The organism is Demequina ureilytica (assembly GCF_048553575.1).
In the GTDB taxonomy this organism is placed as follows: Bacteria; Actinomycetota; Actinomycetes; order Actinomycetales; family Demequinaceae; genus Demequina.
Genome location: NZ_JBLZIE010000003.1, coordinates 527,687 through 550,289, shown reverse-complemented (window position 1 = coordinate 550,289; position 22,603 = coordinate 527,687). Strand labels below are relative to the sequence as shown.

At 68.8% G+C, this 22,603-nt stretch carries 18 protein-coding genes; 9 read left to right on the top strand and 9 right to left on the bottom strand.

What is annotated here, in order from left to right:
• Positions 1-22: 22 nt before the first annotated feature.
• Positions 23-913: an oxygenase MpaB family protein gene (locus ACNI3K_RS12015; protein WP_419392132.1), complete on the bottom strand. Its 891-nt coding sequence runs from the start codon at positions 911-913 to the stop codon at positions 23-25.
• Positions 914-1,314: 401 nt separating this feature from the next.
• Here ACNI3K_RS12015 and ACNI3K_RS12010 point away from each other — a divergent pair, with 401 nt between their 5' ends.
• Positions 1,315-2,745 carry an O-antigen ligase family protein gene (locus tag ACNI3K_RS12010; RefSeq protein ID WP_419392131.1) on the top strand — a complete coding sequence of 477 codons (1,431 nt, stop codon included), beginning with the start codon at positions 1,315-1,317 and terminating at the stop codon, positions 2,743-2,745.
• A gap of 78 nt (positions 2,746-2,823) precedes the next feature.
• Complete coding sequence (locus tag ACNI3K_RS12005; protein WP_419392130.1) at positions 2,824-3,822, top strand: GmrSD restriction endonuclease domain-containing protein; 999 nt, start codon at positions 2,824-2,826, stop codon at positions 3,820-3,822.
• A gap of 41 nt (positions 3,823-3,863) precedes the next feature.
• Here ACNI3K_RS12005 and ppgK read toward each other — a convergent pair whose 3' ends face one another.
• Both ppgK and map read right to left on the bottom strand, forming a co-directional pair.
• Positions 3,864-4,685, bottom strand: coding sequence for a polyphosphate--glucose phosphotransferase (gene ppgK / locus ACNI3K_RS12000; protein ID WP_419392129.1), 822 nt, complete (start codon positions 4,683-4,685; stop codon positions 3,864-3,866).
• On the bottom strand, positions 4,682-5,563 hold the full coding sequence (map, locus tag ACNI3K_RS11995; RefSeq protein ID WP_419392128.1) for a type I methionyl aminopeptidase: 882 nt from the start codon (positions 5,561-5,563) through the stop codon (positions 4,682-4,684). The genes ppgK and map overlap by 4 nt, the downstream gene beginning before the upstream one ends.
• A gap of 31 nt (positions 5,564-5,594) precedes the next feature.
• Between map and ACNI3K_RS11990 the strand changes: the two genes are divergently transcribed.
• Entirely contained in the window at positions 5,595-5,795 is a 201-nt protein-coding gene (locus ACNI3K_RS11990; RefSeq protein ID WP_419392127.1) for an SPOR domain-containing protein, read from the top strand.
• Positions 5,796-5,805: 10 nt separating this feature from the next.
• On the opposite strand, the gene ACNI3K_RS11985 is transcribed toward ACNI3K_RS11990, so the two are convergent.
• From ACNI3K_RS11985 to ACNI3K_RS11975, 3 genes are read right to left on the bottom strand one after another with little or no spacing between them, the layout of a single operon-like run.
• Positions 5,806-6,657 carry an NAD-dependent epimerase/dehydratase family protein gene (locus tag ACNI3K_RS11985; RefSeq protein WP_419392126.1) on the bottom strand — a complete coding sequence of 284 codons (852 nt, stop codon included), beginning with the start codon at positions 6,655-6,657 and terminating at the stop codon, positions 5,806-5,808.
• A gap of 8 nt (positions 6,658-6,665) precedes the next feature.
• Positions 6,666-7,460 carry a 3-methyl-2-oxobutanoate hydroxymethyltransferase gene (panB, locus tag ACNI3K_RS11980; protein WP_419392125.1) on the bottom strand — a complete coding sequence of 265 codons (795 nt, stop codon included), beginning with the start codon at positions 7,458-7,460 and terminating at the stop codon, positions 6,666-6,668.
• A 40-nt stretch (positions 7,461-7,500) separates the two neighbouring features.
• Positions 7,501-9,162: an NAD+ synthase gene (locus ACNI3K_RS11975; protein WP_419392124.1), complete on the bottom strand. Its 1,662-nt coding sequence runs from the start codon at positions 9,160-9,162 to the stop codon at positions 7,501-7,503.
• Between the two features lie 74 nt (positions 9,163-9,236).
• On the opposite strand from ACNI3K_RS11975, the gene ACNI3K_RS11970 reads away from it, so the two are divergent.
• From ACNI3K_RS11970 to ACNI3K_RS11960, 3 genes are read left to right on the top strand one after another with little or no spacing between them, the layout of a single operon-like run.
• Positions 9,237-10,571: a glutamine synthetase family protein gene (locus ACNI3K_RS11970; protein WP_419392123.1), complete on the top strand. Its 1,335-nt coding sequence runs from the start codon at positions 9,237-9,239 to the stop codon at positions 10,569-10,571.
• 10 nt (positions 10,572-10,581) lie between these two features.
• The gene (locus ACNI3K_RS11965; protein ID WP_419392122.1) at positions 10,582-13,578 is read left to right on the top strand and encodes a bifunctional [glutamine synthetase] adenylyltransferase/[glutamine synthetase]-adenylyl-L-tyrosine phosphorylase; all 2,997 of its coding nucleotides are present in this window, start codon (positions 10,582-10,584) and stop codon (positions 13,576-13,578) included.
• Complete coding sequence (locus ACNI3K_RS11960) at positions 13,575-14,456, top strand: hypothetical protein (RefSeq protein WP_419392121.1); 882 nt, start codon at positions 13,575-13,577, stop codon at positions 14,454-14,456. Before ACNI3K_RS11965 ends, ACNI3K_RS11960 begins: the two co-directional genes overlap by 4 nt.
• Here ACNI3K_RS11960 and ACNI3K_RS11955 read toward each other — a convergent pair.
• Together ACNI3K_RS11955 and ACNI3K_RS11950 are read right to left on the bottom strand one after the other, a co-directional pair.
• Positions 14,453-15,508, bottom strand: coding sequence for a LacI family DNA-binding transcriptional regulator (locus ACNI3K_RS11955; protein WP_419392120.1), 1,056 nt, complete (start codon positions 15,506-15,508; stop codon positions 14,453-14,455). The genes ACNI3K_RS11960 and ACNI3K_RS11955 overlap by 4 nt on opposite strands.
• A gap of 28 nt (positions 15,509-15,536) precedes the next feature.
• Positions 15,537-17,195: a glycoside hydrolase family 13 protein gene (locus ACNI3K_RS11950; RefSeq protein WP_419392119.1), complete on the bottom strand. Its 1,659-nt coding sequence runs from the start codon at positions 17,193-17,195 to the stop codon at positions 15,537-15,539.
• Between the two features lie 156 nt (positions 17,196-17,351).
• Between ACNI3K_RS11950 and ACNI3K_RS11945 the strand changes: the two genes are divergently transcribed.
• Genes ACNI3K_RS11945 through ACNI3K_RS11935 form a run of 3 tightly spaced genes read left to right on the top strand, consistent with a single transcriptional unit; the run spans position 17,352 to position 21,165 of the window.
• The gene (locus ACNI3K_RS11945) at positions 17,352-19,982 is read left to right on the top strand and encodes a multicopper oxidase domain-containing protein (protein WP_419392118.1); all 2,631 of its coding nucleotides are present in this window, start codon (positions 17,352-17,354) and stop codon (positions 19,980-19,982) included.
• 14 nt (positions 19,983-19,996) lie between these two features.
• A complete protein-coding gene (locus ACNI3K_RS11940) occupies positions 19,997-20,401 on the top strand; it encodes a DUF2249 domain-containing protein (protein WP_419392117.1) in 405 nt (134 codons plus the stop codon).
• The gene (locus tag ACNI3K_RS11935; RefSeq protein WP_419392116.1) at positions 20,401-21,165 is read left to right on the top strand and encodes a helix-turn-helix domain-containing protein; all 765 of its coding nucleotides are present in this window, start codon (positions 20,401-20,403) and stop codon (positions 21,163-21,165) included. The genes ACNI3K_RS11940 and ACNI3K_RS11935 overlap by 1 nt, the downstream gene beginning before the upstream one ends.
• A gap of 3 nt (positions 21,166-21,168) precedes the next feature.
• Here ACNI3K_RS11935 and glnA read toward each other — a convergent pair whose 3' ends face one another.
• Complete coding sequence (gene glnA, locus ACNI3K_RS11930) at positions 21,169-22,599, bottom strand: type I glutamate--ammonia ligase (protein ID WP_419392115.1); 1,431 nt, start codon at positions 22,597-22,599, stop codon at positions 21,169-21,171.
• Between the last annotated feature and the right edge of the window lie 4 nt (positions 22,600-22,603).

Sequence of the window (22,603 nt, the reverse complement as noted above, 5' to 3'; positions counted from 1 at the left end):
AGCCGCGCGGCTGAGGCGGTGCTCAGTCGCTACGCGAGGTGTCGCGCAGGTGGCCGCGCGACTCGGCGGAGCCAAGGCCCCACCGCACCGCGCGGGTGGCGATCGCGCCGCCGGCGGGACCGAAGGTGCGCGTCGACCAGCGGTCGAGGCCGAGCTCTTGGCGTGCCCAGGCGGGCAGCAACGCGACGGCGCCCGCAGCGAGCGGGGCGTAGCCCAGCCGCACGGCACGCGGCAGTGGCGGTTCGCGCAACAGGAATTGCGCCGTGTCGATGGCCTCGGCGGAGGCCTCGAGCTCGGGCATGAAATCGTCGAAGGCCTGCGCGAGCTCCGTCGTCGTGACCGGCACGTCCTCCGCGCCCAGCGCGACCGCCACGCGGCCCGACTGCGCGAGGTACTCGTCCGCCTCACCCGGGCCGAGGGGCGCCTCTCCGTAACGCTGGTAGGCACTGAGAAACGAGTCGGCCTCCGCGATGTGAACCCACGTGAGCAGCCGGGGGTCGCTGGCGCGGTAAGGCCGGCCATCTGCGGTCTTGCCCTTCACGCGGTCGTGCACCGCCCGGATCCGGTCGATCATCTCCTGAGAGTCCTCGGCAGTGCCGAACGTGGTGAACGCCAGGAACGTCGAGGTTCGCGCAAGCCTCCCCCACGGATCCCCGCGGTAGCCAGAATGGCCCGCGACGCCCGCCATCGCGAGGGGGTGAAGCGACTGCAGCAGCAGTGCCCGCAGACCGCCCACGAACGTCGAGGCATCGCCGTGGACCCGGCGTATCGCCGCGTCGGGCCCGAACCAGCGCTCGCCCGGCGTCTCGTGGATGCGCGCGCGTGCCTCGTAGCCGTCAGGCCCCGCGATGCGGGTGAAGAGCGCGTGGCCCACGCGTGCCTGGACGCTGGCGATAGGACCGGAGGAACTCATGTCACCTTCAACGTTCGCTCGCGGGCGGGCGATTCCGCCGGCGAGTCTTGACCGCCGCATCTGCTGGCATCTGCTCATCGTATGCCGCGGCCCGCGCGCCCTGAACCTTCGGAGCCGTCGGCCAGCGTCGGCGGTGGGGACGGGGCATTCCGCCGAGGGCCGCCCTGGCCGTTAGAATCAAACCCCACGCGATCCGCGCGGTCTCTCCCGATNAGCCGTCGGCCAGCGTCGGCGGTGGGGACGGGGCATTCCGCCGAGGGCCGCCCTGGCCGTTAGAATCAAACCCCACGCGATCCGCGCGGTCTCTCCCGATGGCACGGGGGCCGCGACAGGCCTGCGTCGCCCGCAGGAGGGCGACGCGGCGGCGCGGGAGTCCCTCGAGAAGGAGAGTGCGCGGTCACATGGTCACCTCCAGAGGCCTGACGGCCGGGTCCTCGCTGCCCCGGCTGCTCGACAGCGAGCGGGCTCGCGCGCTCGTCACGATCTGGGCGATCGTCCTGCTCATGTCCGGACAGGGCTTCCGCTACCTCTTGGGCTTGCCCGCGTTCGCGGTGCTGTCGGTGCTGACCATCGTCGCGGTCTTCGTCGTCTTCAAGCCTTCCCTCCGGTCGATGCGCCCGCCGCTGCTGATCGGCGCGTTCGTCGGCCTTGCGGTATTGAGCATCATCTGGTCCGCCACCCGCGCCGTCACCACTCTTGCCGTCGTCGCGCTGGTGGCGACCACCGCCATCGCCATCATCACAGCGCGCGGGGCGAGCAACACCGAGTTCATGGTGCGGCTGTATCGCGGGTTGCAGGTGAGCCTGTTCCTCGGAATCGTCTTCGAGCTCATCGTCACGTTCGTGGTGCGTGCCGCCGTTCCGCCGTTGGTGGGCGACCTCGAGTCGCTGGCCGCCGATCGGGGCGGCGAGCCCATCCAATCGGCGTGGTCCTCCAATTTGCTTCTCGAGGGCGGCCCCATCCAGGGCTTCGTGGGCAACCGCAATCCCTTTGGCGCGATCGCGCTGCTGGCGGCCATCGTCGCTTTCGTGCTGCTGCTCGACCGCCGCATCAGGCGGATCGACGGCTGGGCGACGCTCGTGGCAGCCGGCGCGGTTCACCTGCTGACGATGTCCGCCACGGTGACGGCGTCGATTGGCGCGCTCGCCGCCTTGACCGCCGGAGCGTACGTCCTGAGGCGATTGAAGCCGCGAGGCAAGCGGGTGCTGTCCTTCACGATCATCGCGTGCGCCGCGATCGGGTCGGTGCTCACGCTCAAGTATCGCGAGGAGCTGTTCGCGTTGCTGGAGCGCGGCTCCGACTTCACCAACCGCACCCAGATCTGGTACGAGGTCATCAGCTACGCCGTGCAGCGGCCCGACGGCTGGGGCTATGTGGGCTACTGGCCCATCTGGCAATATCCGTACTCCGAGATCGGACTGGGCCTGGAGTGGGTGCGCCCCACCCACGCGCACAACGCCTTCCTGGACGCATGGCTGCAACTGGGCCTGATCGGCGTGGTGCTGCTGTTCGCGATCGTGGTGCTGCTGTTCGGCAGCGCCTGGCGTCTCGTGGAGCGCGCCGACCGCGGCGACACCCACCTTCCCCTGGGCTGGGCGCTGCTGACCGTCGCGCTGCTCCTCCAGGCGCTCACCGAATCCCGGCTGCTGGTCGAGGGTGGCTGGTTCCTGCTGGTGGCGCTGTTCTGCATGGGTCCACCGGTATTCACCCTGACGATCGTCGACCCGCAACTGGTCCACTTCGGCACACGAATGCGCGAGGCCGACGAGGCACGCATGGCGCAGCGGATCGACGCGTCCGAGAAGCGGCACGGGCGCGGCAAGCGGTCCTGAGGTCGCGCCGACGGAAGCTTCCGCTTCACTGCGGAGTGGCATCGCTCCGTGGCGGGGAGTCGTGGGTACGGTCGCCTGGTGCTGAGGACACTGCTTGACGATCGCGCGTTCATTCGCGCCCGGATGACCGTGGTCGCCGTCACGGCCGCGATGGTCGTGGCGGCGTGCGCGCCCGCATCGACCGGTGAGGCCGACGCAGTCGGCGACGCACCCTTACCCGCTCCGTCCTCCACGGCCACGCCGGCACCCACGCCTGCTCTGGACGCGACCGCCGCACCGTCGCCCGCGGCCCTCGGTACCGCATCGGCCGCCGCCCGCGAGCTCACCGTGAAGGGTCGTGCGCCCAAGACTGGGTACGCACGCGAACAGTTCGGCGACGGCTGGGTGGACGTGGACCGCAACGGCTGCGACACCAGGAACGACATGCTGCGCCTGCGGCTCACCGATCGCGTGATGTCCGGCGATTGCAAGGTGCTCGAGGGATCGCTCGCCGACCCCTTCACGAATGCCAGCCTGCGGTTCGTGCACGGCGGCGCGAGCGAGGTCGACGTCGACCACTTGGTCGCGCTCTCGGACGCGTGGCAGAAGGGCGCCGCCACCTGGGAGTTCGCCAAGAGGGTGGCGTTCGCGAACGATCCCCTCAACCTCGAGCCGGTGGACGCCGGCGCGAATCGCGCGAAGGGCGACGGCGACGCGGCGACGTGGTTGCCGCCGCATCAGGACTATCGGTGCGACTACGTGGCGCGGCAGGTGGCGGTCAAGGAGAAGTACGACGTGTGGATCACGGCAGCCGAGCTTGATGCAATGCTGCGCGTGCTCGACGGCTGCCCGGGACATGAGCTTCCCGAGCCCGGCGATCAGCCGGTGATGGCCGACAACGTGGGCCGGGCACCCGATGCGGTGCCGACGCCGCCGACGACTCCCGCTCCCACCACGACGGGCGGTGACGCGCTCGATCCGGACATGGGCACGTGCAAGGCCGCGACCGCCGCCGGATTCGGGCCCTACGCGCAAGGCGAGGACCCCGAGTACGGCTACTACCGCGACGGGGACAACGACGGCCAAGTCTGTGAGTAGGCGCGGTCTGCGAATAGCAGCGCGCGGTTAGCGCGCCGCGGTCACTTCTTCTTCTTGGACTCCGCCTTCTTCGACTTCTTCTCGTCGTCCTTGCGGCGCTTGTCGTCCTTCTTGTGAAGGTTCGCGGCCCAGGCAGCCGCGCCCACGATCCCAGCCCCATTGCGCAGCTCCGCGGGGATGATCGGAGCCCGCAGGGTGAGCCCCGGCAGGAACATGTGGTGCGACTTCGAGACCCCGCCGCCCACGATGATCAGGTCCGGCCACACCAGCTTCTCCATCTCGGAGTAGAACTTCTGAAGGTTCTTGGTCCATGCCTCCCAGTCGAGGTCCAGGCGGTCTCGGGCCGATTCCGCCGCGAAGTCCTCGGCCTCCTGGCCGCCGATCTCGACGTGACCGAACTCGGTGTTGGGCACCAGCTGTCCGTCGACGATGAGCGCCGTGCCGATGCCGGTGCCGAGGGTGGTCATGAGCACCACGCCGTCGCGCTCGTGAGCGGCGCCGTGGATGTACTCGCCGTATCCGGCGGCGTCAGCATCGTTGATCACGAACACGTCGTGGCCTGCATAGTCACGAATGATCGTGCGTAGGTTGGTGCCGATCCACGCGTCGTCGACGTTGGCGGCGGTCTTCACCACCCCGTTCTGCACGACGCCGGGGAACGCGACGCCGATGGGCACCTTCTTGCCGGGAGAGAACTTCGAGATGCACTTCGCGACGGTGCGGGCGACGGCGTCCGGAGTCGATGGGTCAGGGGTGGGGATCCGGTAGCGCTCTTCGGTGAACTCTCCGGTGCGGAGATCGACGGGCGCGGCCTTGATGCCCGTGCCACCGATGTCGACTCCGATTGCGATGTGCTTGCTCATGGCAGTGTCAGGACCTCCGGGCCATCTTCGGTGACGAGGATCGTGTGTTCGAATTGGGCCACCCACGAGCCGTCGTCGGTCACGACGGTCCAGCCGTCGTCCCATTCGTGGCTGGCCTCCGAGCCCATGCACAGCATGGGCTCGACGGTGAAGACCATGCCGGGCTCGATCACGTCGGCGTGCATCGGAGCGGCGTCGTAGTGGGGGATGACCAACCCGGTGTGGAAGGCGGGGCCGACCCCGTGACCGGTGTAGTTGCGCACCGACTCGAAACCGTGGCGCGTGGCGTACTTCTCGATCACGCGGCCGATCACGTTGACCTCGCGGCCAGGGCGGGCGGCCTTGATGCCGCGCATCATCGCCTCGTGTGTCACCTCGACGAGCTTGCGGGCGCGGTCGCTGCCTTCGCCCGCGATGAACGAGCCACAGTTGTCTCCGTGGGCGCCGTCCTTGAACGCGGTGATGTCGATCTTCACGATGTCGCCCTCCTGCACCACCGTGGAGTCGGGGATGCCGTGGCAGATCACCTCGTTGACGGAGGTGCACAGCGCCTTGGGGAAGGGCGGCCGGCCCGCAGATCCCGGATAGCCCAGGGTGGAGGGATACGCACCGTGGTCGGACACGAACTCATGCCCGATGCGGTCCAGCTCGTCGGTGGTCACTCCCGGTTCGATGTGGCGCCCTACCTCGGCGAGCGCCTGCGCGGCGATCCGCGCGGAGACGCGGATGCGCTCGATCAGCTCGGGATCGTGCACGTCCCCGGACGTCCACTTCGTGGAGCGCGTGCGCCCCACGTAGTCGGGACGGGAGACGGACCTCGGCACCGCGCGCACTGGCGAGACGACACCCTTCGTAATGCTCTCGCGGACTGCACTCATACCTGGCAGTCTATTCATGGAGGCGATGCGCATGTCACCGGACGAGACCGGCGAAGTCGAGTACTTCTTCAACACCCGCACGCGGATGGTGGAGAAGGGCAGGGTGAGCTCCTGGGAGCACCTGATGGGCCCGTACCCGACCCGCGAGGAGGCCGAGCGCGCGCTCGAGAAGGCGGAGCGGCGCGCTGAGGAGTGGGACGAGCAGGACGAGGACTGGGGCGGGAAGGACTAGGCGCGTCGCATCACACCTGGCTGCGCCAGGAGTACTCGGGTGCGAAGCCGAGCACGGCGCGCGCCTTGTCGATGGAGAGCATCGTCTCGTGCTCGCCGAGCTGCTTGGTGATGGGCACGTCGGGGAACTGGTCCGCCGCTAGCTCGGCGCTCGATCTCGACATCACGGTGTCCGCGTTGGCGATGATGAAGCGGTCGAAGCCCGGCTCGTCGTACGTGAGCGCTCGCACCACTGCCTGGGCGCCGTCGCGCGCATCGATGTAGGACCACAGGTTCCACCGCCGCAGCGCGGGGTCGGCGTCGAAGTCGGGGAAGGCGGCGTACTCGTCGGGGCTGATGACGTTCGAGTAGCGCAGCGCGATGATGCTGAGCTCGGGGTCCCAGCGGCACAGCTCGATCGCCATGGTCTCCTCGAGGTGCTTCACGAGCGAGTAGTTCGACTCGGGGCGCGCCGCATACTCCTCGTCGACGGGGATGTACGGCGGGGGAGTGTCGAACGGCAGTCCAAGCACCGTCTCCGAGGAGGCGTAGACGATCCGCTTGATACCCGCACGGCGCGCGCCCTGGAAGACGTTGAAGGTCGACAGCATGTTGTTGTGGAAGGTGGCGGCATCGGCGGCCTGGCCTGGCGCCGGAATCGCCGCAAGATGCACCACCGCGTCGAGACCTTCGTAGCGGTCCTGGACTCCGAACATGGCGTCGACTACCTGGCCGTAGTCGGTGAGGTCAAGTCGCGTGTAGTCAAAGCTCGGTGATGCGGACACGATGTCCACACCGTGCACGCGGTGCCCTTCGGAGGCGAGGCGCGCGGTGACGAAGCGGCCGAGCTTGCCTTGGCTGCCGGTGACCAGAATCGATGCCATGGGTTGTCCTACTCGTCGAACGTGTGGTCGGCAGAGGGAAAGGTCCCGCCCTTGACCTCGCGGATGTAGTCGGCGGCGCCCTCGCTCATCGCTGTACCTACCGCAGCGAACTGCTTCGAGAACGACGGGTGCCAGTCGCCCACTCCCAGGGCATCGAGCCATACCAGCACCTGCCCGTCGGTGTCGGGCCCCGCTCCGATGCCGATGGTCGGGATGTCGAGCGCGGCCGTGACCTTGGCCGCGACGGGCGCGACCACCATCTCGAGGACTACGGCGAAGGCGCCGGCCTCCTGAAGTGCCACGGCATCGGCGAGCAGCTCCTCGTAGGCATTGTCTCCACGGCCCTGGATGCGGCGCCCGCCGAGCGCGTTCTCCGACTGCGGCGTGAAGCCCAGATGCCCGCAGAAGGGGATACCCGCATCGGTCACCGCTTTGACCTGCCTTGCGATGCGGCGGCCACCTTCGAACTTGACGGCCTGCGCGCCCGAGAGCTTCATCATGCGGATCGAGGACTCGACTGCCTGCTCGGGTGACACCTCGTAGGTGCCGAATGGCAGGTCGGCCACGACGAAGGCATTCTTGGCGGCCTTCGCCACGGCCCGCGCGAACGGGATCATCTCGTCCAGCGTGAGCGGAACAGTGGAGTCGTACCCCAGCATGTTGTCGCCCACCGAGTCGCCGATGAGCAGCATGTCGATGCCGGCCTCGTCGAAGGTCCGTGCCGTGGGGTGGTCGTACGCGGTGAGCATCGTGATCTTCTCGCCGCGTGCCTTCATCTCTTTGAAGTGGTGGATGCGCCTCATGGCTCCACTCTAGGACGCGACCCCTGATCGGCGGGCCGGGCTACTCCGCGTTCTCGCGCCAGCGACTCGTGATGGGCAGACGCCGGTCACGGCCGAACGCCAACGCGGTCACCTTGGGCCCGGGCGGATACTGCCGCCGCTTCCACTCGGCGCGGTCGACGAGGGCCAGCACGGTGTCGACCACGGTCTCGTCGTAGCCTCGAGCCAGCAGCTCGGCCCGGCCTTCCGCATGCTCGACGTATGCATCGAGCACCTCGTCGAGCACCTCATAGGGAGGCAGCGAGTCCTGGTCCGTCTGACCGGGGCGAAGCTCGGCGCTGGGGGGCTTTTCGATGGAGTTGACCGGGATGGGCGGGGTCTCGCCGTTGGCCTCGGCATGGGCGTTGCGCCACCGCGCCAGCTCCCAGACCCGCGACTTGTCGACATCCTTGAGCGGCGCGAAGCCGCCGATGCTGCCCGCGTCGTAGATGGTGGCGTAGCCCGTCGCGAGCTCCGACTTGTTCCCCGGAGCGATCACGAGGTGCCCCTCGCGGTTCGAGATCGCCATCAGGATCACGCCGCGGATGCGGGCCTGGAGGTTCTCCTCCGCCACGCCGTCGAGGGCGAGGTCCTGCTGAAAGCCGTCGACCATGGCGGCGATCGGCTGAACCCGAAAGTCCGCTCCCAGCCGCTTGGCCAGGTCCGCCGCGTCGTCCTTCGAGTGCTCCGAGGAGAACGAGGACGGCATGGAGACGCCGACGACGTTGGTACCGCCGAGCGCATCGGCCGCGATGGCTGCGGTGAGCGCGGAGTCGATGCCGCCGGACAGTCCCAGGAGCACCGACCGGAACCCGTTCTTGAGCACATAATCGCGCAGACCCGTCACGCACGCGCGGTAGACCTGCTCATCGTCGGTGGTCTGTTCGGCCAGTTGCGAGCGATCAGGGGACGATGCGCGGGCTGAGTCGGCCTTGTCCGGCAGGTCCCAGACGAGTAAGGCATCGCCGAAGCCGGGCGCCGAGGCAAGGACGGTGCCGTCAGGGCCGACAATGAAGCTGTGGCCGTCGAAGACCAAGTCGTCCTGACCGCCCCACAGGTTGACGTACGCGACGGGCGCGCCGACCTCGCGGGCGCGGCGCTGGGCGAGCTCGGTGCGCGCGTGCCCCTTGCCCTCCTCGAACGGCGATCCGTTCAGGACAGTCAGCAGGTCGATGCCGGCACCGTCCATCTGCGACACCGGGCCGCCATCGGCCCAGATGTCCTCACAGATGACGACGCCGATGCGGCGGCCGTGCACGTCGACCACGCACCGGTCCTCGCCTGCAGCGAAGATGCGGCGCTCGTCGAAGACGCCGTAGTTGGGCAGATGATGCTTGTTGTACCGGGCCGTGATCTCGCCACCCGTGATCACGACGGCCTGGTTGAAGGGCCGGCCCGAGCGCGCTACTCCCAGCGTTCCCAGGACAACGATGAGGTGGCCGAGACCCTCGGAGGCGAGATCTGCCGCGATGCGCTGCGCTGAGCGCTCCGCGGCGCGCTGAAAGCTCTCGCGCAGGGCCAGATCCTCGATCGGGTAGCCGGTGGTGGTCATCTCGGGGAACAACACGAGGTCCGCGCCGGCCTCATGCGCTGCGCGGCAGGACTTGGTCACAAGTGCTGCATTACCAGCGATGTCTCCCACACAGGTATTGATCTGAGCCAGGGCGATGCGTAAGCGCGGCATGGTGCCAGCGTAGTCGGGGACCGCACCGCGGGTCACGTGACACGATCGACACATAGTTGAGGCAGGATGGGCACATGGATAAGCAGCAGGAATACGTGCTCCGCAGTGTCGAGGAGCGGGACATTCGATTCATTCGCCTTTGGTTCACCGATGTTCTCGGGATCCTGAAGTCGGTGGCGATCGCCCCCGCCGAGCTGGAGAATGCCTTCAGCGAGGGCATCGGGTTCGACGGCTCCGCGATCGAGGGTCTGACCCGCGTGTCGGAGTCCGACATGCTCGCCAAGCCCGATCCGTCGAGCTTCCAGATCCTGCCGTGGCGTGGCGCGAGCCACGGAGTCGCGCGCATGTTCTGCGACATCGCGACCCCGGACGACGAGCCCGCGCTGTCCGACCCGCGCCAAGTGCTCAAGCGCAACCTCGATCGGGCTTCCGAGCTCGGGTTCACGTTCTACACGCACCCCGAGATCGAGTTCTACCTGCTCGAGAAGCCGGAGCCGGGCCAGCTGCCCAAGCCCGTGGACCAGGCCGGCTACTTCGACAACGTGCCGCGCGGCACGGCTCACAACTTCCGCCGCGAGGCGATCACCATGCTCGAGTCCATGGGAATCTCCGTCGAGTTCTCGCATCACGAGGCGGGACCCGGACAGAACGAGATCGACCTCCGCTACGCGGACGCGCTGACGATGGCCGACAACATCATGACCTTCCGTGCGGTCATCAAGGAGGTGGCGCTCGAGCAGGGTGTGTTCGCGTCCTTCATGCCCAAGCCGCTCGTGAACGGGCCGGGATCTGGCATGCACACGCACATGAGCCTGTTCGAGGGCGACCGCAACGCGTTCTACGAGGCGGGTGCCGACCACCAGCTGTCCACCACGGCGCGCCAGTTCATCGCGGGGCTGCTCAAGTACGCACCCGAGATCAGCGCCATCACCAACCAGTACGTGAACTCGTACAAGCGCCTGTGGGGCGGAGCAGAGGCGCCGTCGTACGTGGCATGGGGCTCGAACAACCGCTCTGCGCTGGTGCGCATCCCGACTCACAAGCCGGGCAAGGGCCAGTCCACGCGGATCGAGTACCGCGCGCTTGACTCGGCAGCGAACCCGTACCTGGCCTTCTCCGTTCTGCTCTCCGCAGGCCTCAAGGGCATCGAGGAGGAGCTCGAACTTCCCGAGGGTGCCGAGGACGACGTGTGGGAGCTGTCGCCCGCCGAGCGCAAGGCGATGGGCTACCAGGCGCTGCCGGCTTCGCTGTCCGAGGCGATCGAGGTGATGGAGCGGTCCGAACTCGTCGCGGAGACGCTGGGCGAGAGAGTCTTCGACTTCGTGCTTCGCAACAAGCGTGCGGAGTGGGAGGCGTATCGCGCCCAGGTCACGCCGTACGAGCTCGAGCAGTACCTGCCCGTCCTCTAACGGCGCTGCCGTGAGCAAGCGGGAGGTCTCGTTCGCCACTCAACTGCGGCGGGCGGGTGTCGCAGACGCGACGCGCGCCGAGCAGATGATCGAGCAGATCAGCGAGATCACCGGTGTTCGGATTCCCGACCCCGCGGTGGCGGTGTCGTACCTGGCAGATCCCGACACGGGCCTGCTGCAGCTCCTCAGGCTCGCCGAGTCCGCGCGCGACGCGGGCTGCGTGGAAGAGCTCGCGGCGCTGCGAGAGACGCACGCGGGAGGCCGACTGGCCGTGCTGCTCGGCGGCTCCGTTGCGCTCGGGGACTTCCTCGTGCGTCACCCCGAGCTGATCCGTGACTTCGCACAGTGGCCCGAGGGCGAGTCCTTCACGGAAGTCGACTCGCGCCGCGTCCTGCTGGAGGCCGTAGGCGCTGATCCTGACGCCGATGTTCCCGTGGCGACCGTCAGCGGCGACGAGGGTGTGGCGAAGATGCGCATCGCCTACCGCCGCGTGCTGATGCGCATCGCGGCGGAGGACCTGTACGCGAAGTCGCCGCCGTCGCTGCTGCCGCGCGTGGGCGCCGCGCTTGCGGATCTGGCCGGTGCCGCTCTCGAGGCCGGCATCGCCATCGCACGTGCGGACGAGCCCGACCACGCGGCCACTCGGCTCACGATCATCGGCATGGGCAAGTGCGGCGGCCGCGAGCTCAACTACATCTCCGACGTCGACGTCATCTTCGTGGCCGAGCCGGCCGAGGGCGCCGATGAACAGCTGTCGATGAAGGTCGCAACCAGGCTGGCGGCGGGGGCGTCGCGTGCGTGTGACCGCGCGGCCGCCGAGGCGGCGCTGTGGGAGGTGGACGCGAACCTGCGGCCCGAGGGCAAGGATGGTGCGCTCGTGCGGGGAGTGGCCGGGCACCGCGCGTACTACGAGCGCTGGGCGAGCACGTGGGAGTTCCAGGCGTTGTTGAAGGCGCGGCCCATCGCGGGCGACCCCGAGGTGGGTCAGGCATATCTGGACGCTGTCACGCCGATGGTGTGGAAGGCGGTCGAGCGCGAGGGCTTCGTGCAGAGCGCACAGGCGATGCGACGTCGCGTCGAGGAGCACGTGCCACCGCAGGAGGCCGACCGCCAGCTCAAGCTCGGCCCCGGAGGGCTGCGCGATGTCGAGTTCACCATCCAGCTTCTTCAGCTCGTGCACGGCCGCCACGATCCCACCCTCAGGTCCCGCACGACGCTTGACGCGCTGGCGGCGCTGCGCAAGGGAGGCTACGTGGGGCGGCCGGATGCGGCCAAGATGGAGCGCTCGTACCGGCAGCTGCGCGTGTGGGAGCACCGCATTCAGCTGAGGCGCATGCAGCGCACGCACCTGATGCCGGCTGATGAGGATTCGCGCCGCATCCTGGCCCGCGCATCGGGCTACGCGACGGTCGAGTACATGGAGGAGGTGTGGCACGACATCCGGCGCGACGTCCGCGCGATGCACCTCGAGATGTTCTACCGGCCCATCCTGCCGCTGGTGGCGAGCATGTCCGCGGACGAGGCACGACTGGACGAGGGCGCGGCTCGTGATCGTCTCGCGGCCGTAGGCTTCGACGACGCGCAAGCGGCGCTGCGCCACATCGCCGCCCTCACGGACGGCGTCTCGCGCCGCGCGGCCATCCAGCGTCAGCTGATGCCCGCCATGATCGGCTGGTTCGCGCAGGGCAGCGACCCGGACGCCGGCCTGCTGGCGTTCCGCAAGCTGTCGGAGCAGTTGACCGACGCGCAGTGGTATCTCAAGCTTTTGCGCGATTCTGGCACCGCGGCCGAGCGCCTCGCCCGCCTGCTGTCCACCTCGCGCTACGTCACGACGGCGCTCCTTGCGTCCGCCGAGTCAGTCACCTGGCTAGGCGACGACGCGGAGTTGCGGCCCCGCGACCGTGATCGCATGTGGCGCGAAGCCGATGCAATCCTGAAGCGCTCTGAGGACCCCGAGCAGGCGCTGACGGCGATGCGGGGACTGCGCCGACGCGAGCTCGCACGCACCGCTGCCGCGGACGTCCTGGGCTTGGTGGACTCTGCCCAGGCCGCGCGGTCCGTCACCGCGGCGGCCGATGTGCTCATCGGCGGCGCGATGCGCATCGCCCGCGCCATGGTCGCGCGCGACGACGGCGACCGGGCCCTCGCCCTGCCGATGATCGTGGTGGCTATGGGCCGCTACGGGGGCAACGAGATGGGCTACAAGTCGGACGCGGACGTGCAGTTCGTCTTCGACTCCGCCGAGCCGGGCGCTCAGGAGCTGGCGGTCAAGATCGCGCGCACGATCCAGCGGGTGCTCACCCAGGTCGGCCCACAGCCTCCCCTCGAGATCGACGCCGCGCTGAGACCCGAGGGCCGCAACGGCCCGCTGGCGCGTTCCCTCACCTCGACCGCCGAGTACTACGGCCGGTGGTCGGACCCGTGGGAGGCGCAGGCACTGCTGAGGGCACGGCCGTGCGCGGGCGACGCGGAGCTCACCGAGGCGTTCGTGTCGATGATTGACAAGGTGCGCTACCCGGTGGAGCTGTCAGCCTCCGCTCTCAAGCAGATGCGCACGCTCAAGGCGCGCATGGAGGCCGAGCGCCTGCCGCGTGGTGTGGACCCGCGTCGCCACCTCAAGTTGGGTCCCGGCGGACTGGCGGATGTCGAGTGGGCCGTGCAGCTGATTCAGCTCCAGCACGCGCACGACCACCCTGAGCTGCGCACGACCATGACCGTCGACGCCCTCCGAGCCGCGGCAGCGGCCGGACTCATCGAGGAGGCCGATGCTGCCACTCTCGAGGAGGCGTGGGTGCTCGCGACCGACCTGCGTGGCGCACTCGCCCTGCGCGGCCGGGATCGCAGCGCGGATGTCCTTCCGGGAGACGCGCGGGACCTCAAGGAGCTTGCAGAGATCATGAACGTCGACGACACGGGCGCCGAACTTCAGGACAGATACGAGCGTGTCACCCGGCATGCGCGGCACGTGACCGAACGGGTGTTCTTCGGATGGGAGAGTGGGGCATGACTGCATTGCGCACGCTGGTCTCGGCCATCTGCATCCTCGTCGGCGCCTTCCTAATCGCATGGTGGGCCGTCGCATCGGTGATCATGGGACAGATCGAGGACGGCACGGCTGTGCGCGGCATGACCGAACGAGCCCTCGAATCGCCCGAGGTGACGGCATCGCTGTCCTCCCACCTGTCTGACCGGACGCAAGCCGAGCTGTCGTCGCAAGGCGTCAACCTGGCGGCGCTGGGCCTCGACGACGAGCTCGACCAGGCGATCACGACGGCCGTCGAGTCACCGGCCTTCCGTGCCACGGTGCTCGATCAGGTCGACGATGCGCACATTCAGGTCACCGAGCAGCTCACCGTCTCCTTGCGTGAGCCGGCACCGCTGGTCATCTCGGTCGACGTCTCCGACTCCCTCAACGCGCGCATCGATGAGCTCGGTGGTCTTGGCGCGGCCGCACCCGACCTCGCGGTCGCGCCGGTCGACGTCGAGGTGCTCGACGCCGAGCAGTTCGAGCGGGCACGCACGGCCTACGAGCGGACGGTGTGGGCCCAGCAGTGGGGATTGTGGCTGGGTGCCGCGCTGCTGGCGTTCGGGCTGCTGGTCTCTCACCGGCGGCGATGGTTCGTCGCCAAGGCGCTGACGGTCCTCGGCCTGCTGTGCGTGGGCTTCGGAGCCTCGATCGCGTTGATCGGTCCCGAGACCATCACCACCTTCATGCCAGGCGGCGTGGAGGGCTCGCTGTCGACCATGTGGCGCGAGGTGCTCACCGTCGAGGCGGCCCCGATCATCATGGAACGGTCCCTGTGGATCGGCGGCATCGCGCTGGTCGCCGCCCTCGTCGCAACCCTGCTCGGATCGGTTCTCGGCGGGCGCAGGCGACGCCGCTAGCTCGCAGAGACCGCCGCCGCCGGCGGGGGTCCCGTCGACTTGCGGACCACGAGCTCGTAAGGAAGGTCCTCGTTGCCCGGTTCCGGCCTGTCGCCGTCGAGCTGGTGAAGCAGGATCTCCACCGCATGACGGCCCTGCACCTCGGGGAACTGGTCAACCGTGGTGAGACCGAAGAAGTCGGACAGCTCGTGTCCATCGATCCCGATCACCGAGAGATCTCCGGGCACGGACCGCCCCAGGTCTCTCGCTGCGAGCATCGCCCCGATCGCCATCTCGTCCGACGCTGCGAAGACCGCGGTGGGACTGATCCGAGGGTCGCCGAGCAGCTGCAGGGTGGCGTCGTAGCCGCCGGCGATGGTGAAGTCAGCGGTGCGCAGCAGCGACGGGTCGGCGGTGAGGCCAACTCCCGACAGTGCGTCCTCCCACCCCTCGCGCCGGTGTGCGGGGAGGTGGAAGTCGATCTCGAAATCCTGGTCGCCGGCGATGTGCGCGATGCTGCGGTGCCCGAGCGCGAGCAGGTGCTCCACCGCCAGCTTCGCCACCTCGTGGTCGTCGAGGCTCAGCGTCTGGATTCCTGGCAGCGGGCCACCGATGCCCACCACCGGCTTGTTGATGGCGGTGAGGCTTTCCAGCTCTGCTCGATCGAGCTCGAGGCTCACTGCGATCAGCGCGTCCACGCGGCCCCGTCGCAGGAACTCGTCGAACAGCCTGCGACGCCGCGGATTGTCCGGCCGCGGCTGGCCATCTCCTGCGTGCGGGTCGAGGTGATAGAGAGTCAGGTCGTATCCCGCGTCCGCGAGCGAACGCTGGATGCCCTTCAGCACCGAGACATAGAACCAGCTGTCGATGAAGGGCACCACCACGCCGACGTTGCGCGTCTTGCCTGATGCGAGGCTCGAGGCGCTGGCGGAGACCACGTAGTCGAGCTCGCGAGCGGCCGCCTCGACGCGCGAACGCGTCGCAGGCGAGACAGAGGGCTTGCCCGCGAGGGCGCGCGAGACGGTGGCTGTCGAGACTCCCGCAAGGTCAGCGACCTTTTGGATCTTCGTCATCGGCCCTCCTTGGCCTCTCGACGCCGCTTTAGCGCAGCATCCACACCGTGGTGTCCGGTGGCAGAGTACCCGTTGCGAGACCAGAAACGAGAATGTTCTGGCCGTCAGGCAGCGGCAGCGGATCCCCCGAGACGTTGGCGATGACCGTGACGGCGCCGACGGTGAATCCCAGGACGCCTTCGGGAAGGTCCTCGATCCACGTGAGCGTGCCGGTCGCCATCCCATGCTCGCGGCGCAGCCGCAGCGCCTCCTTGTAGAAGGACAGTGTCGATCCCTCGTCGCCTTCTTGCTCGGACCGGGCGAGACCAGCCCACGCATCGGGCTGGGGCAGCCACGTGAGCCCGGTGGGCGAGAAGCCATACGCCGGGGAGTCGGAGGACCACGGAATGGGCACCCGGCAACCGTCGCGACCGTAGCGCTCGCCTTCGGTGCGGTGCCACGTGGGATCCTGGCGGGCGTCCCCTGGGATGTCCGTGACCTCGGGCAGCCCGAGCTCCTCGCCCTGATACAGGTAAGCGGACCCCGGTAGCGCGAGCATGAGCTGGGTGGCGGCACGCCCCCGCCGCACCGCGGTGTCGGCCTCGGGAATGCCCGGAGTGTCAGGGCCGATGCCGTGGCCCTGCGGGCTGGGCACGGTCAGCGAAAGCCGGGTCGGGTGACGCACGACGTCGTGGTTGGACAGCACCCAGGTGCTCGGCGCGCCCACCGCCTCGAACGCCTCGAGCGAGTCGTCGATGACGGTCCGCAGGGCCGCGGAGTCCCACTTCGACATCAGATACGGAAAGTTGAAGGCCTGGTGCATCTCGTCGGGGCGCACCCACTGGGCCATGCGCGTCAGCGGCGACACCCAGGCCTCGGCAGTCAGGATGCGGTCGCCGCCGTACTCGTCGACGACTGCGCGCCAGCGGCGCCAGATGTCGTGGACACCTTCCTGCGCCCACGCCGGGTGTCCGGTCTGCGCGCCCGCCATCGAGTCGATGTCGTCGGCGATCTCGAAGTCGGGAAGGTTCGCCTCCTTCGCGAGGCCGTGAGCGACATCGACGCGGAAGCCGTCGACGCCGCGGTCGAGCCAGAATCGCAGGATGCGGTCGAACTCGGCCCGCACCTCCTCGTTGGTCCAGTCCAGGTCCGGCTGCGTCACGTCGAACAGGTGCAGATACCACTGGTCGGGCGCGCCGTCCTCGCGGTGCACGCGGGTCCATGCCGGACCGCCGAATACCGACTGCCAGTTGTTGGGCGCCTCCGAGCCGTCGTCCCCCCGGCCGTCGCGGAAGATGTAGCGGGCGCGCTCCGGGCTCCCGGCGGCCGATGCGAGTGCCTGCTTGAACCACGTGTGCTCGCTCGACGTGTGGTTGGGGACGATGTCCACGATCACGCGTAGCCCCAGCTCGTGCGCGCGCTCGCTCATCGTGTCGAAGTCGTCGAGCGTGCCGAAGACGGGGTCGACGTCGGTGAAGTCTGCGACGTCGTAGCCCGCGTCGTGCTGCGGGGAGACGTAGAACGGGGACAGCCAGATCGCGTCGACTCCGAGCGCCGCCAGGGCGTCCAGCCGCGAGGTGATCCCCGCCAGGTCTCCGATGCCGTCGCCTGACGCGTCCGCGAAGGAGCGTGGGTAGATCTGATAGATGACCGCAGTGCGCCACCACTCGGCGTCAGCGGCGGGGCGATGGGCGGCGGCGGTGCTCATGTCGGTCTCCTCGATGGCGATTCGGTCGTTGCTCCCACGATACGGCGAATGCAAGCGTTTCCGGTGCGCAGCGATCCGGGGACGTACGTCCCGCGTGCAGGCGCCATTCGATTTCTACGCTGGTTCCGTGGAAAAGAACCCGGCGAGGATGTCGAGATGAGGGCGCGCTGGCACCTGCGCGTCCATGTCATCGTGCTCGCGTGGCTGATCGCGGCGGCGGTTGCGGCCGCCGCGCACCGGGTGGTCCCGGCGAGCGAGTGGCTTATGGTGCATCTGCTCATGCTGGGCGGCGTGACGGCCGCGATGCTGATCTGGAGCGCACACTTCACGCAGGCGCTGCGCCGTCGACCGCTGTCGACGGGGCGGCGCGGCGAGGCCGTTCGCCTGGCCGGCCACACTGTGGGTGCGATTACTGTCATCTTGGGGCTCACGCGGGCGGAGCAGACCGCGGTCATCGTCGGCGCTGTGATCGTCGGTGCGGTGGTCGCGTGGCACGCCGTCGAGCTCGCGCTCGCCGGGCGCGGCGCGCTGTCGAACCGTCTGGGCTGGACGACCTGGGCATACGTCGGGTCTGCGGCGAGCCTCGTCGTGGGGGTGGTGTTCGGCGTGCTCTTGTCACGCGGCACAGCTTCGGTCGACGGATCGGCGCGGCTGTACGTGGCGCACGTCTCGCTGATGATTCTCGGCTGGGTCGCCCTCACGGTCGTGGCCACTCTCGTCACGCTGTGGCCCACCGTGCTGGCGGTGCGGATGCCCGATACCAGCGTGCGGGACGGCCGCGCGGGCTTGATCATCATGGCCGCCGGGCTGGCCGGGTCCCTGGGCATGCTCGGCGTGGGCGTGCGTGTGGGGACGGCTGTAGGGCTGGGCATCGTCGCCGTCGGTATCGGAATCTCGGGGCGCGCGATGGTCACTGCCGCACGCGCGCGCCGGCCGAGCACCGTGGCGGCATGGCACCTGGCGGCGGGGGTCGTGTGGATATTCGGCGCCACCGTCGCGTGGAGTGCCGTGGTGGCTCTGGCGCCCGGATGGGACGACGCTCGCGTGCAGTTAGGCGGAGTGATCGCGGCGTTCATCATCGGCGGTGTCGCGCAGATCCTGCTGGGCGCACTGTCGCACCTGATCCCGATGGTGCTGGGCGGCGGACCTCACGCGGTGCGCCGGTCCAAGGCCAGCGTGGAGCGACAAGCGCTCGCCCGGTTCGTGCTCGTCAACGGGGGAGTAGCGCTGTGGGTGCTGCCCACCCCGAGCCTGGTGCGGGTCGGAGGGTCGGTGCTCGCGCTCGGCGCAGCGGTGTGGACCCTCGTCGCCATCGCGGGTGCGGTGCGCACGTCTTACGTCGCGAGGCGAGAGCCAGAGGCTCAGCACTCGGGGATGGTGCCCGCACATGAGCTGACGTCACGGCCGCGGCTACCCGGCAGGCGCGGCGCCTTCGTGGCGACGCTCGCACTCGTGATGACCAGCGCCGTCGCGGTGGCCGCGGATCCGGCAGCTGCGGGCCTTGGCGCGTCCGCGATGGCCGACGTGGAACCCACCGGACGCACGATAGAGGTCCAGGTCGAGGCAACCGAGATGCGGTTCACGCCGGGGAGCATCGCCGTGCGCGCAGGGGATCGGCTAGTCATCGAGGTCGTCAACAGCGATGACACCGCCCATGACTTGGTGCTGGATACGGGCGACGCCTCCGGCAGGCTCGCACCTGGCGACATCGCTCGCATCGATGTGGGCATTGTGGGACGCGACATCGCCGGCTGGTGCTCGATCGCGGGTCACCGCCAGATGGGGATGGTGTTCGAGATTGATGTCGAGGGCGCCATACCGGCCGCCGGCACCGCGGGCGGCGACGGCGACGGCGCGGATGGCACGGCCGACGAGTCGGGGACCCGCGCATCAGCAGCAGACCTGCTCGACCTGCAGGCGACGTCGACCAAGGACCCGCACCCCGCAGCTCTGGATCCGGCGCCGGCGCCGACGTTGCACCGCGTGACGCTCGAGGTGGAGGACGTGGAGACCGAGGTCGCGCCCGGTGTCAGGCAACGGCTGTGGACCTTCGGTGGCGCTGCTCCCGCCCCGACGCTCCGCGGCAAGGTGGGCGACACCTTCGAGATCACGCTCGTGAACAACGGCGACATGGCCCATTCCATCGACTTCCACGCAAGCGCGATCGCCCCCGACGAGGCGATGCGGACCATCGAGCCGGGCGAGTCGCTCACCTACACCTTCGTGGCGGAGCGCGCGGGGGCATGGATGTATCACTGCTCGACCGCCCCGATGTCGCTGCACATCGCGAACGGCATGGCAGGGGCCGTGATCATCGATCCTCCCGGACTGGAGCCCGTGGATCGCGAGTACGTGGTGGTCCAGTCCGAGCTCTACCTCGGCGACGAGGGTGGCATCGCGGACACTGCCAAGATCGCAGACGAGGAGCCGGACCTCGTGGTGTTCAACGGCCACGCCATTCAGTACCGCGACCACCCGCTGCCCGCCGCCCCCGGCGAGCGTGTACGGGTGTGGGTGGTCGATGTGGGGCCGTCGCGGGCGAGCTCCTTCCACGTGGTGGGCGCACAGTTCGACACCGTCTTTAGCGAGGGCGCGTACCTGCTGGGTGGTCCCCACCGCCCTGGCGACTCGGGCGGGGCCCAATCGCTTGCACTGCAGCCCGGCCAGGGCGGCTTCGTGGAGCTGACGTTCCCGGAGCCCGGCCACTACCCGTTCGTCTCTCACATCATGGTCGACGCCGAGCGCGGCGCCGCGGGTGTGTTCGACGTCGATGAGTACCACCCATGAACAGGAGAGATCACATGACCCAGGATGCTGCCGAGACCACCGAGACCACCGAGACCACCGAGACCACCGAGGGCTGCGCGTGCGGAGGGGGAGGTTGCGGCACGCCGCAGCCCGCACCAGACGTCGACCGTGGCGAGCGGACCGAACTGACCGGAACCGGGCTCGCCTCGCCCGCATCGGCCTCCCACCCCGGGGACCTCGACGTGCGAGAGATCCCGCACGAGCACCGGCACGCGCGAGTGATCGGCCAGGTGACGTCGCTTGTGCCGGGCGAAGCGGTGGTGATCGCGGCGCCCCATGCACCCGAGCGGCTGCTCGCGGAGATCGATGCGGATGTCTCAGGGGACTTCGCCTTCGAGTACCTGCAGCGCGGCCCCGAGCTGTGGCGCGTGGCCGTTTCGCGCACCACCTGCTGCTGATGCCCACTGCGGGTGGTGCAGCCCAGGCGGACTCTCGTCGGCGCGTCGTGGACGCGCTCAGAGAGCACCGCGGGGCGGCACCGCTCGCGGAGGTGGCCGCCGCCGTGGGGCTGCACGCCAACACGGTCCGCGAGCACCTCGACGCGCTTGTGGAGGACGGCAGCGCGGAGACCTGGCATGAGCGCTCGGGAGCACGGGGGCGCCCGCGCTCGCTTTACCGGCTCACGCCGGCGGGCACGCTGACGGCTGACGTCGGCGAGGACGCGCTCAGGCTCGCGGGAATCGTCTTGGAGGCGTTCGGTCAGGACGAGTCGCGGGCACGCGCCGCGACCCTCGCCGCGGGTGCGCGCTGGGGAGAGGAGTTCGCTGCAGCGTTGGCAGGCATCGATGCTCCGATCGACAGGGTCGTCACGGCGCTTGGCGCGGCGGGCGCGGAGCCGTCCATCCAGTCGCGCGTTGAGGACGGGCTGGGGTGCGTGCACGTGGCCCGGTGTCCCTTCCGAGCCCTCGCGTCCGTGCGCCCCGACGTGGTGTGCGGTATCCACGCGGCGGCCATCGAACAGATCGCGGTCGGGCCCCGCTCGGACGGCGTGAAAGCGTTGGTTCGCCGTGCGAGCGGCCGCGAGGGCGGAGCGTGCGTCGTCGAGCTCGAGCGAGCGGACGCAGGCATCCCGGCACCCGCATCGGCCGCCCTGGAGACGGGCCGGAGACGCGAAAGCGGGGCCGGCCCCGAAGGGCCGACCCCGCTTTCAAAGAGCGGCTAGCGACTAGCAGTCGTAGTAGAGCTCGAACTCGTGCGGGTGGGGACGGAAGCGCAGCGGGTCGATCTCGTTGGTGCGCTTGAAGTCGATCCACTCCTCGATGAGGTCGGGCGTGAACACGCCGCCCTCAAGCAGGTACTCGTGGTCCGCCTCGAGCGTGTCGAGCACGCCGCCGAGCGAGTCCGGAACCTGCGGGATCTGTGCGTGCTCCTCGGGAGGAAGCTCGTACAGGTCCTTGTCGATGGGGGCCGGCGGCTCGATCTTGTTCTTGATGCCGTCGAGGCCCGCCATGAGCAGGGCCGCGAAGGCCAGGTACGGGTTGCCCGAAGAGTCAGGCGCGCGGAACTCGATGCGCTTGGCCTTGGGGCTCGTGCCGGTGATCGGGATGCGGACCGCGGCGGAGCGGTTGCGAGCCGAGTACACCAGGTTCACGGGCGCCTCGTAACCGGGCACCAGACGGTGGTACGAGTTGACGGTCGGGTTCGTGAACGCGAGCAGCGACGGCGCGTGCTTGAGGATGCCGCCGATATACCAGCGGGCCACGTCCGACAGGCCGCCGTATCCGGCCTCGTCGTAGAACAGCGGCTCGCCGCCCTTCCAGACGGACTGGTGCACGTGCATGCCGGAGCCGTTGTCGCCGAACAGCGGCTTAGGCATGAAGGTCGCGGTCTTGCCGTTGCGCCAGGCCACGTTCTTGACGACGTACTTGAACTTCATCAGGTCGTCAGCGGCGTGCAGCAGCGTGTTGAAGCGGTAGTTGATCTCCTGCTGACCGGCGGTGCCCACCTCGTGGTGCGCGCGCTCGAGGTCGAGGCCGACCTCGCCGAGCACGGTGCAGATCTCGTCGCGGATATCCGCCATCTGGTCGCCGGGGGAGAGGGGGAAGTAGCCGCCCTTGAAGCGGGTCTTGTAGCCCAGGTTGGGCGAGCCGTCGAGCTCGGTCTCCTTGCCAGTGTTCCACCAGCCCTCGGAGGACTCGATGTGGTAGTAGCCCTCGTGCTGGTTGGTGTCGAACCGCACGGAGTCGAAGATGAAGAACTCGGCCTCGGGGGCGAAGAATGCGGTGTCACCGATGCCGGTGGACTTCAGGTACTCCTGCGCCTTCATGGCGACGTTGCGCGGGTCGCGGGAGTAGGGCTCGTCCGTGAACGGATCCACGACGGAGAAGTTGATGACCAGCGTCTTCGCCTTGCGGAAGGGATCCACGAAGGCGGTCTGGAGGTCCGCGATCAGCTTCATGTCGGACTCGTTGATGGCCTGGAACCCGCGGATGGACGAGCCGTCGAAGGCTGCACCGTCCTCCAGCACCGTCTCGAACTGGGACGCGGGAACATTGACGTGCTGCATCGCGCCCGGAAGGTCACAGAAGCGAATGTCGATGTACTCGACAGCCTCATCCTTCACATACGCGATCGCCTCTTCGGCAGTCTTGAACATCCGT